Consider the following 25,706-nt stretch of genomic DNA (forward strand, 5'->3'; position numbering starts at 1 on the left):
CTCACTTCGACGTTTTGGCGCACGTCGTACCCTCAAGTACCTCGAAGATCTCGACACGGAGTATGCCCGGCTCGCATCTGGTTACAAACATAGTGTGAGCGAATCGGGCGTGATACCAGGCCTTCTGCGATACCGGGTAGAGAGTCATAATGTCTTCTTTTTGCGCACGCCTGAAGGGATCTTCATCTCTCGTATCTTGCACATCCGTCAGCAATCGAACCTGCACATTTTTCCTACTCGCCAAACTTCATGAACACCGACCCACAACCCGGCGACACCCACCCCACCGAACGCCAGCGGCCCGGCGATGCCGGCAAGCTGAACGCGGGTGAAGGCACCCGCGGCCCCGACAAGCGCGCCGGAGACTCCGCCCCGCAGGACCGCGCCTCTGCCCAGGGCGAGCGCAAAAACGCCACCCTCGCCGAAAACCAGAACGGGCCCATCGGCGGCGTGCACTTTTCCGCGCCCTTCATCAAGCGCCCGGTCGCCACCTTTCTGCTTTCCATCGCGATCATCCTGGCTGGCGCGGTCGCCTACCGTTTGCTGCCGGTCGCCTCCCTACCCGAGGTCGAGTTCCCCGTCATCTCCGTGGGCGCGGGCCTGCCCGGCGCCGACCCGGAAACGCTTGCCTCTGCGGTCGCCACCCCGCTGGAACGCCAGTTCTCCCGCATCGCCGGCGTCAACCAGATGACCTCCACTTCCTCGATCGGGTCCTGCAACATCACCTTGCAGTTCGACCTGAATCGCAATATCGATGGCGCCGCCCGTGACGTGCAGGCCGCTATCAGCGCCGCGCGCGCGCAGTTGCCGGCAAATCTGCCCAGTAATCCGACCTATCGCAAGATCAACCCGGCCGACGCGCCCATCATGATCCTTGCGCTCACCAGCAACACCCTCACCGTCCCGCAGCTTTACGACGCCGCCGACTCCATCCTGGCGCAAAAGCTCGCCACTGTGCAGGGCGTGGGACAGACGTACGTCGGTGGCTCCTCCAAACCGGCTGTCCGTTTGGAGGCCAATCCGCAGCAACTCACCAGCTACAACCTGTCGCTGAACACGCTTGCCGCGGCCGCGCAGACCTTTAACGTGCTCGAGCCCAAGGGCTACCTGAACGGCGACCAGCAGCGCTGGTCCATCAGCACCACCGACCAGTTGTTCGGCGCAGACGCCTACCGTCCACTGGTCGTCGCCACCAGCCGCGGCCCCGTATCTACCGTCACGGCAAACAACGGCCTGCAGGCCAATGTCGCCAGCGCCACTACCGGCGCAACTGGCGGCAGCAGCAGTAACAATGCCGGTAATGGCTCCGCAAACGGCAATGGCTCGTCCACGTCCGCCAGCAGCACCGGCAATGTCACTTCGCCCGGCACCGGGACCTCCGCCGCCACCAGCACGGGCAGCAGCGCCGCCGTCAGCTCCTTTGGCAGCAACGTAACCGCGCCCAACACGGCAGCCATCAACAGCGGTGCCGGCTACACCTCCGCGGCGATCAACACCAACGCGTCCAACGTCGCCACCACCAGCATCCCCGCTGCCGGCATTGTGCGCGTGGGCGACGTCGCGCAGGTCGTGAACTCCGTTGAAGACATTCACACCTTCGGCATGTTCAACGGCCACCCGTCGATCCTGATCATCGTCTTCAAGTCGCCTGGCGCCAACGTCATCCAGACGGTTGACAACATTGAAAAGCAACTTCCGGCGCTGCAGGCCTCCATCCCACCCAGCATTAAGCTCCAGGTGGCGCTCGACCGCACGGTGACCATCCGCGCCAGCGTTCGCGACATCACCCGCACCATGATGATCACGATCGTCCTGGTCATCCTGGTCGTCTTCTTCTTCCTGCGCGAACTCCGCTCCACGCTCATTCCTTCGGTCTCCGTACCGCTCTCGCTGCTCGGCACCTTTGGCGTCATGTACCTGCTGGGCTACACGCTCGACAACCTGTCGCTCATGGCGCTTACTATTTCCACCGGCTTCGTTGTGGACGACGCCATCGTCGTCATTGAAAACATTTCGCGGCACCTGGAAGAAGGCATGTCGCCGTACGAAGCCGCGATGCTTGGCTCCAAAGAGATCGGTTTTACCGTTCTCTCCATGTCCATCTCGCTCATCGCGGTCTTCATTCCCATCCTTCTGATGGGCGGCATCGTCGGCCGGCTCTTCCGTGAGTTTGCGGTGACGCTCTCCGTCGCGATCCTCATGTCACTCATGGTGTCGCTCACCACCACGCCCATGCTTTCGGCCAGGTTCCTGAAAGCCCACAAGGACATCCAGCACGGTCGCCTGTATCGCTGGAGCGAGAAGTTCTTCGACTTCATCAACATGGAATATGAGCATGGCCTCAGTTGGGTGCTGCGGCATCAGCTTCCCGTGCTGCTCATCACCATTGGCACCTTTTTGTTGAACATCTACCTGTTTGTCCTGGTGCCCAAAGGCTTCTTCCCGCAGCAGGACACGGGCCGCATGGGCGGCCGCATTCAGGGCCAGCAGGACGTTTCGTTCGACTCCATGAAGGTCAAGGTCGAACAGATGACGGAAACGGTAAAGCGCGATCCTGCCGTGCTGAACGTCATGAGTTCCGTGGGCGGCGGCGGTCCGGGTGGCGGCGCCTCCAACAGCGGCAATATGTTCATCTTCCTGAAGGACCCGAAAGACCGCAAAGGGCAATCCGCGGAGATGGTCATCGCGCGTCTGCGTCCGAAACTCTCCAGCGTGCCCGGTGTGATTACCTACCTGCAGTCCTCGCAGGAGCTGAACATCGGTGGACGTGGTTCCGCCACGCAGTACCAGTACACGCTCACCGCGGACTCGGTCAGCAACCTGAATGAGTGGGCGCCCAAGATGATGGCCGCCATGCAGCAGGAACCCGACCTGCGCGATATTGCCACCGACCAGCAGGACAAGGGACTGCGAGCCCAGTTGGTCATCGACCGCAATACCGCCTCGCGCCTCGGTATCAGCGCGCTTAGCATCGACCAGACCCTGTCGGCAGCGTTCGGCCAGCGCCAGGTTTCCACCACGTATAAACCGCTGAACCAGTACCACGTCGTGCTTGAGGTCGCTCCGGAGTGGCAGCAGTCCCCCGACGCCCTGAAGACGGTATATGTGAAATCCTCCACCGGCGCCCAGGTGCCGCTCTCGGCCATCTCGCACTTTGAAGAGCAGCGTATCCCGCTGCAGGTGAATCACCAGGGCCTCTCGCCCGCCGCCACACTCTCGTTCAACCTGCCGCCCGGTGTCTCGCTCTCGCAGGCGACCGCTGCCATTGAGCACGCGCGCAACAGCATCGGCATGCCCGCTTCCATCGCGGGCGGCTTCCAGGGCACCGCGGCCGCCTTCAAGGACTCGCTCTCCAGCGAGCCGATCCTGATCCTGCTCGCCCTCACCGCGGTCTACATCGTGCTCGGCATCCTGTACGAAAGCTTCATTCACCCGCTGACCATCCTCAGCACGCTGCCGTCGGCGGGCGTGGGCGCGTTGGTGGCGCTCCTGGTCACGCAGGTTGACCTGTCCGTCATCGCCATGATCGGCATCGTTCTGCTGATCGGCATCGTGAAAAAGAACGCAATCATGATGATCGACTTCGCTCTGGTGGCCGAGCGCGAACACGGCAAAAGCCCGCGCGACGCGATCTACGAGGCTTGCCTTCTGCGCTTCCGCCCCATCATGATGACCACCATGGCCGCTCTGCTTGGCGCCGTCCCGCTCGCCTTCGGCACGGGCACGGGCTCCGAACTGCGCCGGCCGCTCGGCATCACCATCGTCGGCGGCCTGCTTGTATCGCAGTGCCTCACGCTGTTCACCACGCCCGTGGTCTACCTCTACATGGACCGCCTTCGCGGCTTCCTGTCCCGCGTCCTCAGCAAGCAGGCGCAGCCGCAAAAGGAGCCCTACGCCTATCCCCAGCCCGTCGCCGGTGACTAGGGCTCCGTCGCCGGCAATGAACGGTCCGACACTGCGATCGGAAGGGCACAGCTTTAGCTGTGCCGTCCAATTCTGCTGATGTCCCGGGCTTCAGCCCCTGAGGGCAAAAATCTCTGTTGTCGCAAGCACAGCCGGTTCTGCCCGTTCGCTCCACACCATCCAATACCGTGTCATTTCGAGCGGAGCACCACTCCAGCCCAACCCGATACCGTGTTATTTCGACCGAAGCAGGACAGCTTTATCGTCCTGCGCAGCGGACCCGGTGCTTGCACCGAAACCTGCGTTTTGCCCGCAGTCGCACGACTCTCCCAGGCAGCCCTCCACCAGACCTCCCAAAACCTTGTCATTTCGACCGGAGCACGCGCGCTCTTTGCGCGTGCGCAGTGGAGAAACCTGCATTCTCTCAGCACCCGCAACTGTTGCCAGGCGGACCTCCACCAGATTATTAGGCTCGACCGAACTTCCATTTCACCGGCCATCCCGGCACAATCTGCAACCCCCGCGTTCGGCGGTTCATCCCAACGCTAGTGAATCTGCGCGTCTCAATGTTGCTGGCCACTCTTATGGCCAGCGTTGTCTACGGTCAGGCGGCCGCGCCCTCCCAGGCCGCGGCGCCCGCAAACGGCGTCAATGGCGCAAAGAACACCGGCGCAGCGACCCGTGGTGGCGGCAGCAAACCGCAGCCGCCCGCCCCGGCGGCGAACGCCAGGGTGGAGGTGACCGGCCGTCCTTCGGCGAACCGCAGCGGTACTGTGGATCGACCGCTTCTGCCGATTGTCAGTGGAGGCAACGGCTTCGGCATTCGTTCCGGAACGCCGATCCTTGTGAAGCTTCGTGCACCGCTCGACTCCGGCCACGCCCGCAACGGCGACATGGTCAATGCCACCCTCGCGGAGCCTCTTAACAACCTGCCTGCGGGCACGCCAGTTCGCCTGACGGTGGTCCAGTCGGTCCCGGCAGGACAGTTGTTCAGCTACGGAGAACTCTCGATCCAGGTTGTCAGCATCGCGGACCGTCGCGTTCTGTCCGACACCATCACCGCCCAGGGCAAGGAAGGAGCGAAGGAACTGCCCGACGCAGCCCCCGCGCGCGGCACGGAGGCAATTTTCACCCCGGGCCAGGCCATCACGCTTCCGGCTGCCTGAGCTTCCGGGCAACGCCGGCCACGTAAGCGCTAACGCGATGCCTGAATCGCCCCCAGAATTTCAGCCGCGTGACCTTCCGGTTTTACCGCGCGAAACTCAGCCTGCAGCTTGCCCTCCCTGTCGAACAGGAATGTGGAACGCTCCACCTTGGTCACGGGCTTGCCGTACATGCTGCCCTGCTTCACAACATCGAATTCCTTGGCGATAGCCATGTCCGGGTCGGCCAACAACGTGTACGGCAGGCCAAACTTGTCCGCGAACTTCTTTTGTTTGCCTGGCGTATCGCGCGAGATGCCAAGCAAGACCGCGCCCGCGGCCTTTAGGTCGCTGTACAAGTCCCGGAACTCGCACGCTTCGATCGTGCACCCCGGTGTATCGGCGCGCGGGTAGAAAAACAGCACGACCGGGCTCCCACGAAAGTGGGACAGGGAAACGGAAGTGCCATTCTGGTCGGGCAGGGTGAAGTCCACGGGATCGGCAATCTGCATGCGTTCAGCTTAGCGAACCTCAGTGACCGCCAGTCATGAGAGCAGAAAACTGTCCTTCTCCTTCCGGTGCAGCCCGGCGCTAGGCACCTTCCCGGCTACTTGACAGGAAGCCGCAGAAATGTTCCACGTGGAACAATGCTGCCACGGGCGACTGCCGTTTCGGCCCCTGCGATAATGGCACCATGCCTGAAATCCGTGTCGAGACGGCGTCTGCACAGTATTCGGTGCGCCTCGGCAGCGGCCTGCTGGGCAGCCTTCCGAAGCTGCTTCAGGAGCTACCGGCGCGCCCTTCGCGGGTCTTCGTGGTGACCTCGCCGGAGATCGAGCGGCTGTGGGGTGAGGCCGTTCTGCAGCCACTCCGCGATGCAGATTTTGCCGTGCAAACGGTGCACATTCCCGCAGGCGAGCAGCACAAGCGGCTCAGCACGCTGGAACGGCTGTGCGAGGAACTCGCCGCGGCCGGCGCCGACCGCGACACGCTTCTGATCGCTCTCGGCGGTGGAGTCATCGGCGACATCACGGGCTTCCTTGCCGCCATTTACATGCGCGGCATTCGTTTCGTGCAGGTCCCAACCACGCTGCTGGCGCAGGTGGACAGTTCCGTGGGCGGCAAAACCGGTGTGAACCTGGCGGTGGGCAAAAACCTGGTCGGCAGCTTTCATCAGCCGATCGCCGTCGTAGCAGACCTGGACACATTGCAAACGCTACCGCGCCGCGAGCTGCGCGCCGGCCTGCAGGAGAGCGTAAAGTCCGCGATCATCCGCGATCCTGCGCTCTTCGAGTTCATGGAGCAGAACACCGAAACCATCCTCGCCGCCGACCCCGCTGCGCTCGAACGGGTCGTGGAGTCCAGCATCCGTGTGAAAGCTGCCGTGGTCGCCGAAGACGAATACGAAGGCGGCCTGCGCATGATCCTGAATTTCGGCCATACCGTCGGCCACGCCATCGAGGCCGCAACGGAATACAAACATCTGCTGCACGGCGAGGCGATCGGCTGGGGCATGCTCGCCGCAATTCACTTGGGATGTGCGCGCGGCGTGCTGCCCCAGAGCGACGCGGACCGGATGCGTGCGCTCGTGCGCCGCATTGCCGACATGCCGCCTTTCACCGCAACTGCCGACCGGCTTGTCGCGCTCACCGGCTCTGACAAAAAGAAGCGCAGCGGGGCGCTTTCGTTCATCCTGCCCGTTGCGATCGGCGAGGTCGAAATCGTACGGGACGTGACCCCGACCGAGCTGACCGCCGCCGTGGAAGCCATGCTCGCCGAAGTACACGCATCGCAGCCTGCATCGCTTCAGGAACCCGCCCATGCCAGCTAAGGCCGAGATCAACCAGGGCGCACGGCCAGAGGGTACCCGCAATGCCGCCGAGGCGTCGCGTGCCGTGCAGCAGATGTTTGACACGATCGCGCCGCGCTACGACCGGCTGAATCACACCCTGAGCTTTGGCATGGACCGCGTCTGGTGGCGTCGCGCATCGAAGGCGTTTGAGGCGATCCTGCGCCGGCCTGACGCGCACGTGCTCGACCTGTGCTGCGGCACGGCTGACATGACCGCCGCGCTGCTCGCCCGCCGTCCGCGGGTTGCAGAGGCAACCCCCATCACCGCGGTCGACTTTTCGCACGAGATGATCGAGCGCGGCCGCGCAAAACTTGCCGGGAAGCCCGTGCATTTCGTGGAGGCAGACGCGCTGGCGTTGCCGCTTGCGAACGGCTCGCAGGACCTGGTCGTCTCCGCCTTTGGCTTCCGCAACCTGGCCGACTACGACGCTGGCCTGCGCGAGATCCGCCGCGTGCTTCGGCCCGGAGGTCAGCTTGGCATTCTTGATTTCAGCGAGCCGCCCGGCCTGCTCGGCACTGCGTACCGCATCTATTTTCGTCACGTGCTGCCGCGCATCGGCGGAATCATCTCCCGCAGCGGAGCATCCTATCGCTATCTGCCTCTGAGCGTGGAACGCTTTCCGCCACCGGAACAGATGTGCGCAAAGATGGCCTCGGCCGGTTTCATTGAGGCCCGCTGGCAGCCGTACCTGTTCGGTGTAGCCGGCCTTTGGAGCGGCACCGCGGCAGGCCCCCAACCCTGATCCGAATCAGCCAACACCCAAGCTTCCCAGGAGAGTTCTTCCATGCCTCAAGCGTCCGGATACGCTGCACCGAACCCCAAATCGACTCTGGCCCCCTTTGACTTCGAGCGCCGCGAAACCGGCGAGCGCGATGTGCAGATTGAGATCAAGTTCTGCGGCATCTGTCACTCCGACATTCACCAGGTTCGCGATGAGTGGTTCCAGGGCGTCTTTCCGATGGTGCCGGGGCACGAGATCGCGGGCGTTGTCGCCTCGGTGGGCGACAAGGTGACGAAGTTCAAGGTCGGTGACCATGTCGGCATCGGCTGCTTCGTGGACAGCTGTCGCACCTGCGTGGAATGCAAGGCCGGTGAAGAGCATTTCTGCCAGGTCAAGCTGGTGCAGACCTACAACAACCTGGACCAGCAAGGCCGGCCGACGTATGGCGGCTACTCCGACAAGATCGTTGTGGACGAAGACTACGTCCTGCGCATTCCCGAGAACCTGAAGCTGGATGAGGCCGCTCCGCTGATGTGCGCCGGCATCACGCTGTGGTCGCCGCTGAAGCACTGGAAGGCCGGTCCCGGCAAAAAGGTCGCCATTATCGGCCTGGGCGGGCTGGGCCACATGGGCGTGAAGCTGGCGCATGCGCTGGGCGCGGAGGTTACGGTGCTGAGCCAATCGCTGAAAAAGCAGGACGACGGCAAGCGCCTGGGTGCTGATCACTTCTACGCGACCAGCGACCCGGAAACATTCACCAAACTTGCGGGCACGTTTGACCTGATCCTGAACACCGTCTCCGCCGCGGACGACTGGAACCGCCTGATGACCCTGCTGAAGCGCGACGGAACCATGGTGGTGGTTGGCGCCCCGGAACACCCGGTGCCCGTCAGTGCCTTTTCGGTGATCGTTGGCCGCAAGTCGGTGGCGGGTTCCATGATCGGCTCCATCAAGGAAACGCAGGAAATGCTGGATTTCTGTGGCGATCACAACATCGCTTCGGACATTGAAACCATCGCCATGGCCGATGTGAACGATGCGTACGAGCGCGTTCTGAAAAGCGACGTGCGGTATCGCTTTGTGATCGATCTGGGAACGCTGGAAGCGGCGAAGCAGGCCAAGCCGGAACAGGCGGCAGAGCCGAAGCCAATCGGCGGCGCGGGCCACACGGTGCAGGTCGGCTAAGCCGCTGTGCACTGCTGCCGCGTTTGCGTCCGGACGGGCGTGTAGGCTGAACTTCGCATGGCCGAACTCGTAAGTCCGGACGAATCGCAGCAGCACCTGCAACACATGAAACGCGAGACCGCGCTGCGCAGTCTGCTGGCCGCGTCCGCAATCACCCTGCTGAAGGTGATCACGGGCGTGGCGACCGGATCGCTCGGCATGCTGAGCGAGGCCGCGCACTCCGGCATCGACCTGCTGGCCAGCACGCTTACCCTGCTCAGCCTGCGTGTGGCTGACCGTCCCGCAGACGAAGAGCACACCTACGGCCACGGCCGCGTAGAGAGCCTGTCCGCGTTCGTCGAGACGATTTTCATGCTCGCCTCGTCGGTGTGGATCATTTACGAAGGTGTCGTGCGGCTCCTGCGCTATCGCCACGGCGAGCCGATCGCGCTGAGCGTTTCGCCCTGGCCGGTGCTGGTGCTGGTTCTCTCCATCGCGGTGGACTGGACCCGGTCCAAGGCGCTGCATCGCGCTGCCGAACAGGCGCATTCGCAGGCGCTACAAGCGGAGGCGCTGCACTTCGGAACGGACATCTGGTCTTCGATGGCGGTGCTGCTTGGCTTGATCGCGGCTTTCGCGGGGCAGCGCTTCGGGATCCGCGGGCTGGAACTTGCGGACCCGATTGCCGCGCTGGTTGTGTCGGTGATCATTCTGCGCGTTACCTGGTCGCTGGCACGGGAGACGGTGGATGCGCTGCTCGACAAGACAACGCCGGAAACGCGTGAGGCGATGGCAGCGGCGGTGGCGCGCGTGCCCGGTGTAGTGTCGGTCGACCGGCTTCGTATGCGGCGTTCCGGGGGCAGCTATTTTGCGGACGTGACCGTGGGCATGGCCCGCACCATCACCTTCCAACGTTCGGAACAGCTGGTGTCTGCGGTGACGGAGGCCGTGAAAACCGTGCTGCCCGCAACGGACGTCATCGTGCGCACCGTGCCGGTGGCTGGCGAGCACGAGAGTGTTTTCGAGCGTGTCCGCGCCGTCGCCGCCCGGGCCGACCTTTCCGTGCACGATGTGTCGCTGCAGCAGGTGGAACACGGGCTCCAGTTGGAGCAGCACCTGGAGCTACCCGCCGAAACATTGCTGCGAGACGCTCACGAAACAGCGTCGGGCCTGGAGGCCGAGATGCGCCGGGAAGTCCCGGAAATCCGGTCCGTCATCACGCATATCGAGAGCGAGGAACAGGCGATCGCGCATCCGGGGCAGATTGCGCATGACCCGGCCTTGTTGACGCAGTTGCGTCAGACTGCCAAAGGCTGGCCCGAAATCTGCGACGTGCACGACATGACTGGTATTTGGCACGGCGACAAGCTCGAACTGAGCTGCCATTGCACACTGCCGGACAGCATGCGCATCGATGCGGTGCACGCGGTGATTTCAGCATTGGAAGCCGCATTCCTGCGGCAGCATCCGGAGGTGACCCGTGTACTCATTCACCCGGAGCCCGCAACCGACAACCGGCGGTGATTTCCGATAGGCGTAAGTTCCTGATATGTATGGGCTTCGCGTTGAGACAAAGTCGGTATTTCCACCGGCCTTCCACAAGAAAGGTACTGGGCCGCTTGCATGAATGCTTGCGTTCGGATAACTTCAAACAAGTCGAGCGCAGCAATGGGCACGACGAACGAATTCAGCACCGGCAGTTGACAGGAGCAAGTCTCCTGAGTATTGTTGGAAGAGTCGGGAGAGTGAGCCGAGTCGGTTCATGCCTGATGAGACGCTGAAGCAGTCCAAGCGTTTGCGGTTGCGATGTCTGAGAGCCAATGGTTCCGATCCCAACGCGCACAACCCAAGACACTGCCATATGAAACGAAGGAGCTCAGGCTCCGGGCCTTGCTTTCGGGCAATGCCGAGTTGATTGAGATTTGAGCGCTGCTTTCAGTGAAGCGGCGATGCGCAACGAAAGAGTGCGATTCCAAGAGTCACACGCCTGCTTCACGCGCCTAAGACTCGTGTCCGAGGGACTGAGCGACCATGCGGATCGCCGACGAGTTAGGGGTAAGAAGCGAGCGGGTTGACAGAACGAGCGAAGACGCGATACTCTAAGAAAGTTGTCGCAACGCAGTAGAGAGCGCGAGAGACGCGGTTCCGGCCCGAAACGGGTGAACTCAGCGAGCAAACGCAACCGGCCCGGAAGGGTTCACTACACAAGCAGCGCACATCAAGTTCGAGGACACACCTCGTCGACAAAGACGAGCGTCCTTGATCCAAAGCAGACGGCTTAGGCCTGATCTGTTCGGATCTTTGACAACATAGTTGAACGTGCCAGTCGTGAGATACGGCAAGACCTAGCGGTCTGGTCATCTCACTAGTTATACCCGCACAGCATTTCGAGGCTGTGCGGCGCACATCTCCAGGGACCCCGTCCTGTTGGAGTGTGCAACCAGAATTCAAATGAGAGTTTGATCCTGGCTCAGAATCAACGCTGGCGGCGTGCCTAACACATGCAAGTCGCACGAGAAAGGGGCTTCGGCCCTGAGTAAAGTGGCGCACGGGTGAGTAACACGTGACTAATCTACCCTCGAGTGGGGAATAACCTAGGGAAACCTGGGCTAATACCGCATAACACTTACGAGTCAAAGCAGCAATGCGCTTGGGGAGGAGGTCGCGGCAGATTAGCTAGTTGGTGGGGTAATGGCCTACCAAGGCGATGATCTGTATCCGGCCTGAGAGGGCGCACGGACACACTGGAACTGAAACACGGTCCAGACTCCTACGGGAGGCAGCAGTGGGGAATTTTGCGCAATGGGGGAAACCCTGACGCAGCAACGCCGCGTGGAGGATGAAGTCTCTTGGGACGTAAACTCCTTTCGATCGGGACGATAATGACGGTACCGATAGAAGAAGCCCCGGCTAACTTCGTGCCAGCAGCCGCGGTAATACGAGGGGGGCAAGCGTTGTTCGGAATTATTGGGCGTAAAGGGCGCGTAGGCGGTTTGGCAAGTTTCGTGTGAAAACTTCGGGCTCAACTCGAAGCCTGCACGGAAAACTGCCGGGCTTGAGTATGGGAGAGGTGAGTGGAATTTCCGGTGTAGCGGTGAAATGCGTAGATATCGGAAGGAACACCTGTGGCGAAAGCGGCTCACTGGACCATAACTGACGCTGAGGCGCGAAAGCTAGGGGAGCAAACAGGATTAGATACCCTGGTAGTCCTAGCCCTAAACGATGATTGCTTGGTGTGGCAGGTACCCAATCCTGCCGTGCCGAAGCTAACGCGATAAGCAATCCGCCTGGGGAGTACGGTCGCAAGGCTGAAACTCAAAGGAATTGACGGGGGCCCGCACAAGCGGTGGAGCATGTGGTTTAATTCGACGCAACGCGAAGAACCTTACCTGGGCTCGAAATGTACAGGAATCCGGTAGAAATATCGGCGCCCAGCAATGGGCCTGTATATAGGTGCTGCATGGCTGTCGTCAGCTCGTGTCGTGAGATGTTGGGTTAAGTCCCGCAACGAGCGCAACCCTTATCTCCAGTTGCTACCATTTAGTTGAGCACTCTGGCGAGACCGCCTCGGATAACGGGGAGGAAGGCGGGGATGACGTCAAGTCCTCATGGCCTTTATGTCCAGGGCTACACACGTGCTACAATGGCCGGTACAAACCGCTGCGAACCCGCGAGGGGGAGCCAATCGGAGAAAGCCGGCCTCAGTTCGGATTGGAGTCTGCAACTCGACTCCATGAAGCTGGAATCGCTAGTAATCGCAGATCAGCATGCTGCGGTGAATACGTTCCCGGGCCTTGTACACACCGCCCGTCACATCACGAAAGTGGGTTGCACTAGAAGTCGGTGCGCTAACCGCAAGGGAGCAGCCGCCCAAGGTGTAATTCATGATTGGGGTGAAGTCGTAACAAGGTAGCCGTAGGAGAACCTGCGGCTGGATCACCTCCTTTCTAAGAGAGAACGTCACGGCACAGGATCACGCCTCGCGTATCGCGAGCAGCTTCGGCTGTGTGTACCCTGATGTTGCCGTGTACACCCCTCACCACCTCTTCTGGTGGTCGGTTAGGGAGCCTGAACCAGACCCTCTCTTGGTCTGCCCATGATCATCACGATGGTCTACGACCGGCGTAGCCGGTCCGCACGTTCAACTGTGTCCTCGAAAAACTTTCGAGAGCCCCTGGCTTAGGCTAGGTGAGCTCAGAACGAGCAGCGAGGATCCGGCGGCATGGCGTTAACGCCTGCCGCCTGTTCTTCGGGCTGGGCCTGTAGCTCAGTTGGCTAGAGCGCACCCCTGATAAGGGTGAGGTCGGTAGTTCGAATCTACCCAGGCCCACCATGATCGCTTGACCCAGTTTTAAGGTCTGCGGTATCTTTATCAAGACGCTCTGAGGGGCTGTAGCTCAGCTGGGAGAGCACCTGCTTTGCAAGCAGGGGGTCAACGGTTCGATCCCGTTCAGCTCCACCATATCGAAAGTTGAAGGAACTCTGAGGTTGAGGCTTTTGCCTGATCCTTGGATTCCCCTCGCAAGAGGTGTTTCCAGCGTCCAAGGGCGCACCGCGACAGCGGCATAGCTGATCGCATGGGATGTTTGACAACTGAATAGATTGGGTAATTAAACAACTACAAGGCTGAGCCTTCAGCGTGCGGGTTCCTTCTGCACAGTGCTGAAGATTTAGTGTTGAGTCTCTTTAGGATAATTAAGGCGAAGAAACATGGACGCTCGGCGCAGGTAAGTGCTGCGTGCGAGTAAATTCTATGAGCAAGCTACTAAGGGCGCACGGTGGATGCCTTGGCAGAAACAGGCGATGAAGGACGTGGCAAGCTGCGATAAGCTTCGGGGAGCCGCACACAGGCTGTGATCCGGAGATTTCCGAATGGGGAAACCCACCTGGGCAAAACCCAGGTATGTCGAGCTGAATACATAGGCTTGAACAAGCGAACGGGGGGAAGTGAACCATCTCAGTACCCCTAGGAAGAGAAAGAAACCTCGATTCCGATAGTAGTGGCGAGCGAACTCGGAATAGCCCAAACCCGTTCCATTTCGGTGGCACGGGGGTTGTAGGGCCTGCAACAGTAGAGTTACCAATCCAGTCGATAGCGGAAGCCGGTTGAAAACGGCACCAAAGAGCGTGTCAGTCGCGTATGCGAAATTGATCTGGACTCGAAGCAGGTACCTGAGTAAGGCGGGGCACGAGAAACCCTGCTTGAATCCACGGGGACCATCCCGTAAGGCTAAATACTCGTTTCTGACCGATAGTGAACCAGTACCGTGAGGGAAAGGCGAAAAGCACCCCAGTGAGGGGAGTGAAAAGTACCTGAAACCGTGTGCCTACAAGCAGTGGGAGGACTATGCCCGCAAGGGAATGTCTGACCGCGTGCCTATTGCATAATGAGCCGGCTAGTTATTCTTGTCAGCAAGGTTAAGCGTGAGCGAGCCGCAGCGAAAGCGAGTCTGAATAGGGCGATTCAGTTGGCAGGAATAGACGCGAAGCGAGATGATCTACCCTTGGCCAGGTTGAAGGTGGGGTAACACCCACTGGAGGACCGAACCGGTGTTTGTTGAAAAAAGCTCGGATGAGCTGAGGGTAGGGGTGAAAGGCTAATCAAATTTCGTGATAGCTCGTTCTCTCCGAAATAGCTTTAGGGCTAGCCTCGGGTGATTTGGATCGGTGGTAGAGACATGATTGGACTAGGGGGCTTTCCGGCTTACTGAATCCAGCCAAACTTCGAATGCCGATCACAACCAGCCCGGGAGTCAGACTGTGGGGGCTAAGCTTCACAGTCGAGAGGAAAACAGTCCAGACCGCCTGCTAAGGTCCCCAAATTACAGTTAAGTGGGAAAGGAAGTCGGAACGCTCAGACAGCCAGGAGGTTGGCTTAGAAGCAGCCATCCTTTAAAGAAAGCGTAATAGCTCACTGGTCAAGCGGTCCGGTGCCGACAATACAACGGGGCTCAAACTGTATACCGAAGCAGCGGATGCATGCTTTTAAGCATGCGTGGTAGGAGAGCATTCTCACCGCAGAGAAGGCAGACTGAGAAGACTGCTGGAGCATTGAGAAGAGACCCTGCCGGCATAAGTAGCGATAATCAGTGTGAGAACCACTGACGCCGAAAGTCTAAGGTTTCCTGAGGAAGGTTAATCCGCTCAGGGTTAGGCGGTCCCTAAGCCGAGGTCGAAAGGCGTAGGCGATGGACATCCGGTTAATATTCCGGACCTCCCAATACCTCGTTATCACGATGGGGTGACACAGAAGGATAGGCAGGACCCACTATGGCTAGGGGTTCGATGCATGCAAGCCGGTTCTGATAGGCAAATCCGTCAGGGCTTAACGGTGAGATGCAAAGCAGTAAGCCGTATGGCTGAAAGCTGCTGAGTTCACGCTGTCAAGAAAAACCTCTAAGGAGAGGAATTGGGAACCGTACCACAAACCGACACAGGTGGACGAGGAGAATATCCAAAGGCGCTCGAGTGAAGGCTTGTTAAGGAACTCGGCAAATTAGACCCGTAACTTCGGGAGAAGGGTCACCACAGTAGGGTTCATAGCCCGAAGTGGTCGCAGTGAAACGCGTACGGCGACTGTTTAACAAAAACACAGGTCTCTGCAAAGTCTAAAACGACGTATAGGGGCTGACTCCTGCCCGGTGCTGGAAGGTTAAAAGGAGGGGTTAGCCGCAAGGCGAAGCTCTGAATTGAAGCCCCAGTGAACGGCGGCCGTAACTATAACGGTCCTAAGGTAGCGAAATTCCTTGTCGGGTAAGTTCCGACCTGCACGAATGGAGTAACGATCGTACGACTGTCTTAACGAGTTGCTCGGCGAACTTGTAGTACCGGTGAAGATGCCGGTTACCCGCAGCTAGACGAAAAGACCCCGTGCACCTTTACTATACTTTTACTGTGGGTTACGGCAATTGCTGCGCAGGATAGGTGGGAGGCTTTGATACCGGGATCTCGGTTTCGGTGGAGCCAACGGTGAGATACCACCCTGCGATTGTTGTGACTCTAACCTCCTCCCCTGATCGGGGAGAGGGACATAGTAAGACGGGTAGTTTGACTGGGGCGGTCGCCTCCTAAATTGTAACGGAGGCGCGCGAAGCTACACTCAGGCTGTTTGGAAATCAGCCGTCGAGTGCAAAGGCATAAGTGTGGTTAACTGCGAGACCTACAAGTCGAGCAGATGCGAAAGCAGGCCTTAGTGATCCGGTGGTTCTGTATGGAAGGGCCATCGCTCAACGGATAAAAGGTACGCCGGGGATAACAGGCTGATCATTGCCAAGAGTTCATATCGACGCAATGGTTTGGCACCTCGATGTCGGCTCATCGCATCCTGGAGCTGTAGAAGGTTCCAAGGGTTAGGCTGTTCGCCTATTAAAGCGGTACGTGAGCTGGGTTCAGAACGTCGCGAGACAGTTCGGTCTCTATCTGCTGTGGGCGTAGGAGATTTGAAGGGGGCTGTCCTTAGTACGAGAGGACCGGGATGGACGAACCTCTTGTGTTCCAGTTGTCTTGCCAAAGGCACGGCTGGGTAGCGAAGTTCGGTTATGATAACCGCTGAATGCATATAAGCGGGAAGCATGCCCTAAGATGAGATCTCCCAACCCGTAAGGGAAAAGAAGGGCCCTGGAAGACCACCAGGTTGATAGGCTGGATGTGTAAAGTCAGCAATGACAAAGCTTACCAGTACTAATCGCCCGTTCGGCTTGGTCATAGAATTTACTCTGCGCAGCAGCCACTAAATATTGCGGTGCGCTGTGATCCAGAGCATTCAACACAAGCCATGTAGTTGTACTCGCTGGGTAAGCGAGGATAAAGACGAAACGTCTACTCAATCTATTCAGTTGTGAAACACCGTATGCGGTGATTTCGACAATTTGCCGGTGAGAATACTGCGAGGGTCACACCCGTTCCCATCCCGAACACGGAAGTTAAGTCTCGCTGGGCCGATGGTACTGCACGGGCAGCTGTGTGGGAGATTAGGTGATCGCCGGCATAAACATAGGGTCCACTCTTCGGAGTGGGCCCTTTCGCGTTCTTTGTGAGTTCCGGCTTACGTATTGACCCTTTACGCTATGCGCTTCGCGTACTTTTGTAGTGCGATGGCGACTCTGGTGCCCGCCTGAGAGCAGCATTACGGCTCCTTTGCAAGAGGACTCCGGTGATGCTCTTACAGACGAACCGTACGATCTGGCCGTCGCCGCCTAGAACCTGTAATTCTCATGGTGGTCTGATGGCCGGCGCACGGGGAGCTGTGTGCAGTCAATCCTAGCTGCGTTATGTACAGTGAGCGCAGGAGTGCGGAGAAGCCAACAACAAGAGTACCGCGCTTGCTGCCGGTCAGCATCGTGCCTTTCGAACCGTTCACCCTCAGAGCCATCCACTTCTCGCCTTCGCCATCCTCATGACCAGCAGACTCATCGGGCTCGCAACTTCATAACACCTTCTAGAAAGCAATGACTGACCGGCATCCACATCGAGATGTGGCCCGCGGAGATCAATCTCAAAGTATCCAGGCCGTGCGTTCGTACAACTGAGGCGATCACCCTGATGCACTGAGCCAGTGCTATGCGCCTAGCTTACCGGCGAACGTGCCGACGACCTTCGGCGGGTGCTTCGAGCCGGTACGCTGAACGCTTCGGGTATTTCAGCAACGCGACGGCGACCGTCGGGTGCCTCCGCTAGACGCTACGCTAAACGGTTCGTGTTCTCCCGCCATTGCCACGACGACCCTTAGTGCATGCCTTGCCTGTCCCCCTATGCGCTTTGTGTACTTCGCGTAGTGGATATCTGCTGGTAGCGGTCCGAAGCCAAAAGGCTTTCGAGTAAGCCGCGAACGGTCTTCTCCTGGTAAGGAAGGCGCATTCTGAGCTTCGAAAGGAGGGGGTCCTTCTTGAGATCCTCGCGCATGAAGTCGAGTTCATTTTCAGAGACGCCAAGAGCGGGTGCGACGACCGTGTCGAGTTCGGCGAGAATGCGCTCAACTTCCCGCGTCGGCTCGGTCCTTTTGTAATCCGCCACTACCGCGGCATACTCCTGCTCCGTGCCGTTTGCAGGTAGGATCAGGTTCCGGATATCGTCCCGTGTGGCGCTGCCATCGATGAAGAGGGTGACGGCGAGGGCGAGCTGTTCTGCGATGAGCGCGTCGTTGACTTCGACCCAATCAGACAAAGCGGAGCCAAACGGAACGCTATGGACTGGCTCCGAATCTTCGGATTCCGTGGCTTGGGTCTGGCTGCCCCAGCGCAGACGTAATTCTTCGCGGGATTGGATCACCTGCTGCAGTGTAACGACGCCTGTTTGGGCGAGGCGCTCGGCTAAGACTTCCTTTCCTGCTTTCATAAATCTGCACGCTTCCATGAATCTGTTCCGGATTGAGCATAGAGCGGTCTGGCCGGCTTGCAGGCTCACCGTCCAAGGCAGGCAGCCAATGGTTCCGTGATAAGCGTTTGAGAAGTAGTCCGCCACAACGCCCTCGCGCAGATACAAAGCGTAGAACCATCTGTACACAATGGAGAGGACCACGAAATCGAACGGAAATTCATTCAGATCGCTTGTTGGCGAAAAATGGTTGCGGTATTCAAGAATGCGGTTCTGGCCGGGTCGAAGCGGACTCCGACAGGGAACATGGAAATTCGAGAGAACGCAAACCCGACTGCCGGCATCTGGTCCGGAAACCGCCAAATTGATGGGTCGTCAGAGACTTGCGAATTGCAGTGCGTCAGGATGGGTTCGCCCGTGAGCTGGCACGGGAGGATGTTTTCGTCTTTGTACAGGGAGGGACCGCGCAATGCAGAAATGTCCGTCCCGCGGATTGCCAAGCCCATTGTCAGGAAGCGCTTTTCCTGCCAGCCTTCACGTCGGCCGACCGTTGGGGCCAGGGTGCGTTCGGCGATGCGTGAGCCTTGTTTGCGGTCCCAGTATGGTTGCGCGATGGAAGCGAACGTTGGCAGCGATGCGAGACGGTGCGCGAGCTCGGCGCGTTCGTTAGTAAGTCGAGTGAGAATACGACCGTCATTGCTCCAAACGGACGCGTATGAACGATGCTGGCCGGGGCCTGATCCAAGTTGAAGTCAAGGTTTTCACCGGAATGGGACCGCGTGACACAATCCTGACCCGGAGTGCGCAGCGTGATGCGGTCGTCTACGGTCGCAGGCGTGTTCTGCGCGATCAGAATGATGGGGCGAACATTTGCGGACGGGAAGAGCGCACGTTTCAGATCTTCCATGTCGACGATTTCAAGAATTTTCCAGGAGCCGCCGATCTGGAAGAGGCGACGAAGCGGTGCGCTTTCTTCGGTGTCGACAAAGGTGAGTGGGATGACGAACCCAAGCCGGCCTCCCTCTTCAAGCCATTGACTCATGGCTTTGTAAATGAACTGGAGAAAGATGTTCGACTTGGCTCCGACCGGAGAGAAGAATCGCTCCTGCTCGGCTGTGGGCGGCATCGGCCGGCGCTCTGGGCGGACATAGGGAGGATTGCCAACCACAAGACTGTACTTGTCGGTGTCGAGGTCGCTCCATGCAGTCACGTCCATCTCATCCAACTGCGACAGCAATGACGTGGGATTGAGCGAATGGAAGCCGCTTGCGATGTTGAGTTTGGGTAGCGGGTGCTCCGGTCGCTCGCCGGGCATGCGTAACAGGTTCCACAACATCTGCATTTGCGCGATGGTCGCGGAGAAAAAGTTCATATCGTTGCCGCAGAGATTCGCTGTCATCTGCTCCGCGCGATCGGTTTCGATCAGGCCTCGATTCACTGCCGATCCGATGAACTCCAGATAGCCCTCCACAAGAAAGGTTCCGAAGCCGCAGGCTGGGTCGAGCACCTTGCCAAACGACTGACCCCGCACGCGCCGAATGATCCAGCGCGCGATGCTGGGAGGCGTGTAATGTTCGCCCATGGACTTACGCTGATAGTCGTCGAAGAAGGTGCCATAGATCGCACTGAGCAGTTCTTCTCGAATGGTGGTGAAGTTGAAGGTGGACAGGAGGAGCATGGCGTGCTCAATGGAGGCTGAGAGTGCCCGATTGTCGCTCTTCAGAATCCAATCGAGCGGGGAAAGATCGAAGACGGCCTGGTAGATATGGCCGCCCGCCTAGTAGGCTCTCCGCAGCCATTCCGGGTACTGTGCCGCCATGTACTCACGCATGGCCTGGAATGCGGCAATGCCACCGTTGCACAGATAGCGGCGCTCACCGAAGTAGCCGTAGTCCTCAAAAAAGCGCAGCATCAGTATGCGTGAAAGCAGCAGAGCCGCCGTTTCTTCCCGCAGCAAATCCTCGGCTTGTTTTTCGTCTTTCGAACGCGTTCGATACGCGTCTGAAACTGTGATTTCCAACTGAAATGCCACGGGCGACTGACGATACGACTCTCGAAGCCTGCTGACAGCGCGGCGGAAGCGGACGCGATCTTCGATGTGTACGCTCGCAGTTCCCGTCACCCGAAAAGGATTGAGCGAGATAGCGGCGGATGGAAACTGCTCACGAAAGGCATTCCATTCGCCGCGAATCGCAGACCGGTCTGCCGCAACTGCCTTCAAAGCGAAGCCGACACCGGAAGACAGGTGCCTTGCTGCCGTGTTCAGAGCGTCCAGAAAAATGCGCCTGGACTCGTCCGCTTCGATGCGAATTCTCCCGAACGTTCCGGGTTTGCCCATCCGGAAGTCACGCAACCGGGAGCGGTTCTCCAGAGATTCGAAGGCCATCTCTTCCAGCGCATGCTCCAGGTCGACGTTGATCGGAGCATCAAGGGAGAAGACTTGATCGGGCTGCTCCTGATCGACCGTTTCAGTTCGAGAGATGCGCCTGATGCGGATCGTGGCCGGGTCGATACAGACGAACCACTCCGTGCCAGCGGTCACATATCGCCACTTTGACCGCATGATTCTGCCTGCGGCACTGTTGTCCTGGAAGACCGCTTCATCTTTCGCTTCGACCACGATCCAATTGGGAATGATCAGATCGTTTTCGATTCGAGCAGCGACGGCAATGTCCGGCCGCACGCCGGCGTCGGTTCTGGAGTCAGCCAACACATCGCGGGACTGATGATTCAGAACTTGAACGAACAGATTGCGAAGCGAGGGGTACATAGACGGTTCTTTGCCCGGTGGCGTCGCGCGCAGTTCCGCAAGAATGTTGTTGATTTTGCGTTGATTCAATGGCACTTCCAAGTCGAGCTTGGGCCGTTCCCAGTCCGCGGACTTGAGAGCGCGAGGAAGGAAAGACGTCGGCTTTTCCGAGGAGTCTACACTGTGAAAGGTGTGGGGTTAGGGTTATGCGAGTAGTTCAGGGGGCGGCGATCGTGATGAGTTTGGCCGCGGCGATGTCTTCGGCGGCGGAGCGGCCTTCGCCGTTTATGAATCAGAGCCGGCCCGAGGCGGCGCAAGTGACGCTGTTGGCGGTGAGCAGCTCTTCGCATCAAAGCTTTGCAGGAAACCAGGAGGTTTACCTGGCGGATTTGCAAACGAAGCAGGGCGATCACCAGTTTGTGCGGCTGATCGATCAGTACCCAGGGTACGGTCTGCCGATTCGTGATTCACTGCTGCGCGACCGCACACTGTTCACCATGCGCGTGACCCGAGAGCCCGAGTGCGATGTGCCGGGGACGCAGATCTACCTGGCACCGACAGATGCGGTGGTCTTCAGCGGGTCGGCACGCGATTCACTGCAGTCCCGCGGTACGGAACTGGTGCCGTGCTACAAGGCGCTTCACAGCACGATTCGCATTGCCAAGGTGAAGTAGCGCGGTCTGCTTTGTCCCGTGTGGGGTTAGGTTTAGACGAGTGTGCCGCGCGAGAAAAAATGCAGGTTTCTCCACTACGCAGGACGGTAAAGCTGTCCTGCTCCGGTCGAAATGACAAGTATAGAGAAACTGCTCCGAAGCTGTCCTGCTCCGGTCGAAATAATAATCCTGATAAGGCGCTCCGACGGTATGCTGCTCCGTCGCAATGACAATTCTAAAGAGGGCGCGCTTTTGCGTCGTAGCTGCGATTGAAGCGCAGCACTGCGGCCCACTGGCCCTTACGCTCTGCTTGCCAGACCACGGTGCCCCCGAGCGCGCGGGCGACCTCGGCGGGCAGCAGGTCGCGATGGGCGTCAAAGTAGCGAGTGTCTGCTGCGTTGGTGCGCGTCGCCAGGTTTAGACCGCCCGGGGGCGGGTTGTACTTCGTGGAAAAGACGATGGCTGCGTCGTAATTGCCGGGTATTTGCGCAGCCTTGGCGACTTCCTCACGCGTGAAGTTCTGAATCTCGGCGGTCTTCATCGGCTGCTGCACGTAGCCGAGCTCCGGGCGCTGCAGGTCGGCGGTGACCGGCCAGGCGCTCAGAACGGTTGCGCCGGGGGCTCGCTGCTCGATCTGCTGAATGGCTTGCTGCTGCAAGCGGATCATGTCGGCGTAGGCCAGATTGTCCTCTGGTGCGAACGGGTAGGGCGGGTTCACGATGCACCCTGCGGCAAAGCCGGCCAGCGACAGGCCGGCCAGCACGTACCACTTGCTAACGCGGCGCTGCCAGGTGTCGATGCAGAGCAGCAGAACGAGCGGGTAGGCCGGCAGCAGGTAGCGCGTGAGCAGGGCGCCGCCGAGCACGCTGAAGGCGATCCAGTAGGCTGCAAGAATCACGACGATGCTGGTGGTGGTGCCAGAGGGCAGCCTGCGCCGGTTGGGCAGCGTGGGAAGCATCAGGGTGGCCACGGTCAGCAGTACCGGGACGAACAGGTTCATGTGCACGGTGAGGTGGATGAGCCGGTGCCAGAGCGAGAGCAGAACGCGGATGGCCGACAGGTTCGCGGTAGCGTTGTAGCGCAGGTATTCCGGATTGCCGAAGGTGAAGCCGGTTTTCAGGCGGTGGTAGACGTACCAGCAAGCGAGCGGCAGGGCCGGGAAGGCAAGAGCGGCGATCAGGGCCGCTTGGCCGGTTTGCTTTCGCAGGGGCCCAGTTGGGGGCGTGGGGGCGGGTTTGGCGGTGCCAGCGAAATGCAGGTTTCTCCGCTGCGCAGGACGGTGAAGCTGTCCTGCTTCGGTCGAAATGACCGTTTTGTTGTCAGCCACAGAGGCTATTTGAGAAGAGCGGGACCGGTTGCGCCACCAGCGGAATGCTTCGAGCAGGAAGAGGGCCGCTGGCGTGACGATGGCGGTTTCCTTGCTGAGGACGGCGAGGCTGAAGCACAGGGCGATGTTCATGCTGCGGCCAAGGCTGGTGAGCGCGTGATTGGTACGGCTAGAGATTTCTTCGAAGTCATTGGTCCGGCCGGAGATCTCTTCGAAGTAGAACGAGAGTGCCCAAAGCGTAGCGGCGGCAGCGAACATGTCGGCGTGGGCGAGGGTGCTTTGCGCGAACCAGACCGGGTAGATGGCGGTCAGGCCGGTCAAAGCGAGGGCGGCGGACTGGCCGGTGAGTCCGCGGGCAAGGCGATAGACGCCCAGCAGAGCGAGGGTGGTGACCAGACACAGCAGCAGGCGCGTGCTGTAGATATGGAAGCCTGTCAGCTTCCACCAGGCGGCCAGCAGGATGGAGGGCAGCGGCGGGTGTGCGTTCCGCACGGTGGAGACCGGGATCAGAGTGCCGAGACGCCAGAAGTCCCAGGCTGCGGGAATGTAGTACCCACCCTCGTCCCAGAAGTAGGGCAGGCGCAGCAGCGGCCAGTGCAGAAGGTAGATGGCCGTAAACAGGGGCGGAAACAGGAGCGGCAGCGACAGGACACGTTGCCGCTCCCGCGATTCATGACGCCGGGGACGATCGTGATGCGACAGGTTGGAGGTGCGTTGTTCCAAGGAGAATTCCTGATGCGTTCAGACCTGCCTGCTTGCGGATGGGGTCTTGCGGATCCGGAAGAAGCAGGTCCTTTCCCTGCGGCAAGCTCAGGGTCAGGAAGACACTTTGGATGGCAAGCGGCGTTTCGGAGAAGATCGAGCGCTTCACCCCGAAACGCCCGCCGGTTTAATTAATGGAACCGCCGTTTGGACCGGTGCCGTTGCCGCCCTGGTAGCTGGGCTCCAGCTTCAGCTCGCCAAAGGTCGCCTCATACTGCGCCAGGTTCTGGCCCAGGATGTTGAACAGGGCCTTGGCCTGCTGCGGGCTCAGGTAGATGCCCTGCTTTGAGGTGAAGCTGACTTCCTCGGGCGACGCCGACGACATGGTGCCAAACACCAGGTGGAAGTCCCAGACGCTCATCTTGATCTGCACGCTGTTGGAGTACAGGTCGTTGTAATCTTCGCTCTCGCTCACGCGAATGGTGGGTTCGTTCTGATCGGCCATTGGATGTTCCTTCTTCACGTAGAAATCTGCGCCGCGGCGCGGGATGGAGCGGTGCACGACCGTTGCCGTTGCCGGCAAGAAGTTTCGCGCTGCCACTTCCAAGGATCGTTCGATGGTGCGGGAGAGGGGACTTGAACCCCTACGGATCGCTCCGCTAGATCCTAAGTCTAGTGCGTCTGCCAATTTCGCCACTCCCGCACACAGGTTCTAGTCTAACTGGTGCGGGAGTGGCGAAAGCAGGGTTATAAGCGTGACGGACTCAGTGGCCTGAGGGCTACTGCTGCTTGCGCTCGGCGATTGGGAAATGCGGGTTTCTCCACTGCGCAGGACGGTGAAGCTGTCCTGCTCCGGTCGAAATGACAAGGGTGAAGGCGAGCGATTGCTGGTTGGGGTGCGAGGAAATGCAGGTTTCGGTGCAAGCACCGAGTCCACTGCGCAGGACGGTGAAGCTGTCCTGCTCCGGTCGAAATGACAAGGGTGAAGGCGAGCGATTGCTGGTTGGGGAGTGGGGAAAATGCAGGTTTCGGTGCAAGCACCGAGTCCACTGCGCAGGACGATGAAGCTGTCCTGCTCCGGTCGAAATGACAATGGGTGGGGATTGGCGGGCGTGGTGGGAGGAACGGGCGCGAGGTCTGGGTTGGCGTGCGGGGCCTAAGGGGTGCGGAGGAAGCGGCTGTGTTCGCGGTCTTTGCGGACCTGCGCGATTGGGAAGACCTCGCCGTGGAAGCTGAGGTAGACGCCCGGGCGCACCAATTGTGTGGCCAGCAGGGCTTCGGTCAGGTTCTGCATGGCGTCCGAGCCTTCAATGCCGAAGGGCGTCATGGCACCGGTGAAGACGACGGAGGTTTGTAGGTCCGGCAGGTGCGCCGCGACGACTTTGCCGGTTTCGACGACGGTGTCGGTGCCGTGGGTGACGAGGACGGGCAGGCCCTGCGCGGCGGCGTCGGCGACATGGCCGGCGATGCATGTGCGATCGGCGTCCGTCATGTCGAGCGAGTCCTTGTTCATCAGCTGCTTGACGGTGATTTCAAGTTCGGGCAGGCGCAGTAGCTTGAGGCAGCGGTCAATCTGCGGCTCGGTGTTGCGCATCTCGCCGTTCTGCTCGATGTAGCGCTTTTCCATGGTGCCGCCGGTGGTCAGAATGTGGACGCGTCGCATTGCCTTCTCATCGTAGCGCCCGTGGATGGTGCGGCGCGGCTGCAAGGGATCGTGCGAGACAACGTGCGAGACAATGGCGCTATGAAGATCACGCGCAATGGGTCGCAGCCATCGTCCGCCGGCAACGCCGACTGGTTTACCGGTACGGTGCGGCTGGACCAGCCATTCACAGCGGACGAGCCCGCGCGCGTTGGTGGTGCGCTGGTCACGTTTGAGCCGGGCGCGCGTACCGCGTGGCACACGCATCCGCTCGGGCAGACGCTGTATGTGACGGCGGGTCTGGGCTGGGCGCAGCGCGAAGGCGAGGCCGTCGAGGAGATCCGGCCGGGCGACGTGGTGTGGTTCGCACCCGGGGAGAAGCATTGGCATGGTGGAACGGCGAACACGGCGGTGACGCACCTGGCGATTCAGGAGCGGCTGGATGGTAAGGCGGTGGACTGGCTGGAGCAGGTGTCGGATGAGCAGTACACGCGTTCCGCACCGCCGCGTACCTAAATCAGCAGCTCCCTGTGCGGACC

Annotated in this window: 15 protein-coding genes, 3 tRNA genes and 3 rRNA genes; 13 read left to right on the forward strand and 8 right to left on the reverse strand. The window is 59.9% G+C overall.

The genetic code is table 11. The annotated features are described in order from the left end of the window. Positions 1 to 249: 249 nt before the first annotated feature. Both ACOFKT_RS01025 and ACOFKT_RS01030 read left to right on the forward strand, forming a co-directional pair. Positions 250 to 3,924, forward strand: coding sequence for an efflux RND transporter permease subunit (locus ACOFKT_RS01025; RefSeq protein WP_419805593.1), 3,675 nt, complete (start codon positions 250 to 252; stop codon positions 3,922 to 3,924). 527 nt (positions 3,925 to 4,451) lie between these two features. After that, a complete protein-coding gene (locus ACOFKT_RS01030; protein ID WP_419805594.1) occupies positions 4,452 to 5,069 on the forward strand; it encodes a hypothetical protein in 618 nt (205 codons plus the stop codon). Positions 5,070 to 5,098: 29 nt separating this feature from the next. Here the strand turns inward: ACOFKT_RS01030 and ACOFKT_RS01035 are convergent, their stop codons facing one another. Continuing rightward, on the reverse strand, positions 5,099 to 5,557 hold the full coding sequence (locus ACOFKT_RS01035; protein WP_419805595.1) for a peroxiredoxin: 459 nt from the start codon (positions 5,555 to 5,557) through the stop codon (positions 5,099 to 5,101). Between the two features lie 182 nt (positions 5,558 to 5,739). Here ACOFKT_RS01035 and aroB point away from each other — a divergent pair, with 182 nt between their 5' ends. The 9 genes from aroB to rrf all read left to right on the forward strand — a co-directional run bounded on the left by aroB (position 5,740) and on the right by rrf (position 16,769). Next, positions 5,740 to 6,876, forward strand: coding sequence for a 3-dehydroquinate synthase (aroB, locus tag ACOFKT_RS01040; protein ID WP_419805596.1), 1,137 nt, complete (start codon positions 5,740 to 5,742; stop codon positions 6,874 to 6,876). Further along, entirely contained in the window at positions 6,866 to 7,639 is a 774-nt protein-coding gene (ubiE, locus tag ACOFKT_RS01045; protein WP_419805597.1) for a bifunctional demethylmenaquinone methyltransferase/2-methoxy-6-polyprenyl-1,4-benzoquinol methylase UbiE, read from the forward strand. The genes aroB and ubiE overlap by 11 nt, the downstream gene beginning before the upstream one ends. A gap of 42 nt (positions 7,640 to 7,681) precedes the next feature. After that, the gene (locus ACOFKT_RS01050) at positions 7,682 to 8,803 is read left to right on the forward strand and encodes an NAD(P)-dependent alcohol dehydrogenase (RefSeq protein ID WP_419805598.1); all 1,122 of its coding nucleotides are present in this window, start codon (positions 7,682 to 7,684) and stop codon (positions 8,801 to 8,803) included. 57 nt (positions 8,804 to 8,860) lie between these two features. Further along, the gene (locus ACOFKT_RS01055; RefSeq protein WP_419805599.1) at positions 8,861 to 10,306 is read left to right on the forward strand and encodes a cation diffusion facilitator family transporter; all 1,446 of its coding nucleotides are present in this window, start codon (positions 8,861 to 8,863) and stop codon (positions 10,304 to 10,306) included. 923 nt (positions 10,307 to 11,229) lie between these two features. After that, positions 11,230 to 12,729 (forward strand): 16S ribosomal RNA (locus tag ACOFKT_RS01060). Positions 12,730 to 13,038: 309 nt separating this feature from the next. Further along, positions 13,039 to 13,115, forward strand: a tRNA-Ile gene (locus ACOFKT_RS01065). A gap of 53 nt (positions 13,116 to 13,168) precedes the next feature. Continuing rightward, positions 13,169 to 13,244, forward strand: a tRNA-Ala gene (locus ACOFKT_RS01070). 293 nt (positions 13,245 to 13,537) lie between these two features. After that, positions 13,538 to 16,487: ribosomal RNA gene (locus ACOFKT_RS01075) — 23S ribosomal RNA — on the forward strand. A 165-nt stretch (positions 16,488 to 16,652) separates the two neighbouring features. Continuing rightward, a 5S ribosomal RNA gene (rrf, locus tag ACOFKT_RS01080) occupies positions 16,653 to 16,769 on the forward strand. The 16S, 23S and 5S rRNA genes sit together here with 2 tRNA genes alongside, the layout of an rRNA operon. Positions 16,770 to 17,530: 761 nt before the next feature. Here rrf and ACOFKT_RS01085 read toward each other — a convergent pair. From ACOFKT_RS01085 to ACOFKT_RS01095, 3 genes are all read right to left on the reverse strand, one after another. After that, positions 17,531 to 18,457: a hypothetical protein gene (locus tag ACOFKT_RS01085; protein ID WP_419805600.1), complete on the reverse strand. Its 927-nt coding sequence runs from the start codon at positions 18,455 to 18,457 to the stop codon at positions 17,531 to 17,533. 145 nt (positions 18,458 to 18,602) lie between these two features. After that, entirely contained in the window at positions 18,603 to 19,772 is a 1,170-nt protein-coding gene (locus tag ACOFKT_RS01090; RefSeq protein ID WP_419805601.1) for an HsdM family class I SAM-dependent methyltransferase, read from the reverse strand. A 99-nt stretch (positions 19,773 to 19,871) separates the two neighbouring features. Beyond that, positions 19,872 to 20,933 (reverse strand): hypothetical protein, encoded by a 1,062-nt coding sequence (locus tag ACOFKT_RS01095; RefSeq protein WP_419805602.1) that lies wholly within the window; start codon positions 20,931 to 20,933, stop codon positions 19,872 to 19,874. Positions 20,934 to 21,049: 116 nt separating this feature from the next. Here ACOFKT_RS01095 and ACOFKT_RS01100 point away from each other — a divergent pair, with 116 nt between their 5' ends. Beyond that, the gene (locus tag ACOFKT_RS01100; RefSeq protein WP_419805603.1) at positions 21,050 to 21,517 is read left to right on the forward strand and encodes a hypothetical protein; all 468 of its coding nucleotides are present in this window, start codon (positions 21,050 to 21,052) and stop codon (positions 21,515 to 21,517) included. A 214-nt stretch (positions 21,518 to 21,731) separates the two neighbouring features. Here ACOFKT_RS01100 and ACOFKT_RS01105 read toward each other — a convergent pair whose 3' ends face one another. The 4 genes from ACOFKT_RS01105 to ACOFKT_RS01120 form a co-directional block, all read right to left on the reverse strand. Further along, positions 21,732 to 23,546 (reverse strand): ArnT family glycosyltransferase, encoded by a 1,815-nt coding sequence (locus tag ACOFKT_RS01105; protein WP_419805604.1) that lies wholly within the window; start codon positions 23,544 to 23,546, stop codon positions 21,732 to 21,734. A gap of 166 nt (positions 23,547 to 23,712) precedes the next feature. Further along, complete coding sequence (locus tag ACOFKT_RS01110) at positions 23,713 to 24,126, reverse strand: DUF3467 domain-containing protein (RefSeq protein WP_419807069.1); 414 nt, start codon at positions 24,124 to 24,126, stop codon at positions 23,713 to 23,715. Positions 24,127 to 24,143: 17 nt separating this feature from the next. Continuing rightward, positions 24,144 to 24,228, reverse strand: a tRNA-Leu gene (locus ACOFKT_RS01115). A gap of 453 nt (positions 24,229 to 24,681) precedes the next feature. After that, complete coding sequence (locus ACOFKT_RS01120) at positions 24,682 to 25,188, reverse strand: asparaginase domain-containing protein (RefSeq protein ID WP_419805605.1); 507 nt, start codon at positions 25,186 to 25,188, stop codon at positions 24,682 to 24,684. 81 nt (positions 25,189 to 25,269) lie between these two features. On the opposite strand from ACOFKT_RS01120, the gene ACOFKT_RS01125 reads away from it, so the two are divergent. Beyond that, positions 25,270 to 25,683: a cupin domain-containing protein gene (locus ACOFKT_RS01125; protein WP_419805606.1), complete on the forward strand. Its 414-nt coding sequence runs from the start codon at positions 25,270 to 25,272 to the stop codon at positions 25,681 to 25,683. The last annotated feature ends 23 nt before the right edge of the window (positions 25,684 to 25,706 follow it).

Source organism: Terriglobus sp., from assembly GCF_965201105.1.
In the GTDB taxonomy this organism is placed as follows: Bacteria; Acidobacteriota; Terriglobia; order Terriglobales; family Acidobacteriaceae; genus Terriglobus.

What these genes read in the sequence shown, in the direction of transcription:
- aroB (WP_419805596.1), top strand. Translation starts at nt 5,740, where the DNA reads ATGCCTGAAATCCGTGTCGAGACGGCGTCTGCACAGTATTCGGTGCGC.
- ACOFKT_RS01050 (WP_419805598.1), top strand. Translation starts at nt 7,682, where the DNA reads ATGCCTCAAGCGTCCGGATACGCTGCACCGAACCCCAAATCGACTCTG.
- ACOFKT_RS01055 (WP_419805599.1), top strand. Translation starts at nt 8,861, where the DNA reads ATGGCCGAACTCGTAAGTCCGGACGAATCGCAGCAGCACCTGCAACAC.
- ACOFKT_RS01025 (WP_419805593.1), top strand. Translation starts at nt 250, where the DNA reads ATGAACACCGACCCACAACCCGGCGACACCCACCCCACCGAACGCCAG.
- ACOFKT_RS01035 (WP_419805595.1), bottom strand. Translation starts at nt 5,557, where the DNA reads ATGCAGATTGCCGATCCCGTGGACTTCACCCTGCCCGACCAGAATGGC.
- ubiE (WP_419805597.1), top strand. Translation starts at nt 6,866, where the DNA reads ATGCCAGCTAAGGCCGAGATCAACCAGGGCGCACGGCCAGAGGGTACC.
- ACOFKT_RS01090 (WP_419805601.1), bottom strand. Translation starts at nt 19,772, where the DNA reads ATGCTCCTCCTGTCCACCTTCAACTTCACCACCATTCGAGAAGAACTG.
- ACOFKT_RS01120 (WP_419805605.1), bottom strand. Translation starts at nt 25,188, where the DNA reads ATGCGACGCGTCCACATTCTGACCACCGGCGGCACCATGGAAAAGCGC.
- ACOFKT_RS01125 (WP_419805606.1), top strand. Translation starts at nt 25,270, where the DNA reads ATGAAGATCACGCGCAATGGGTCGCAGCCATCGTCCGCCGGCAACGCC.
- ACOFKT_RS01100 (WP_419805603.1), top strand. Translation starts at nt 21,050, where the DNA reads ATGCGAGTAGTTCAGGGGGCGGCGATCGTGATGAGTTTGGCCGCGGCG.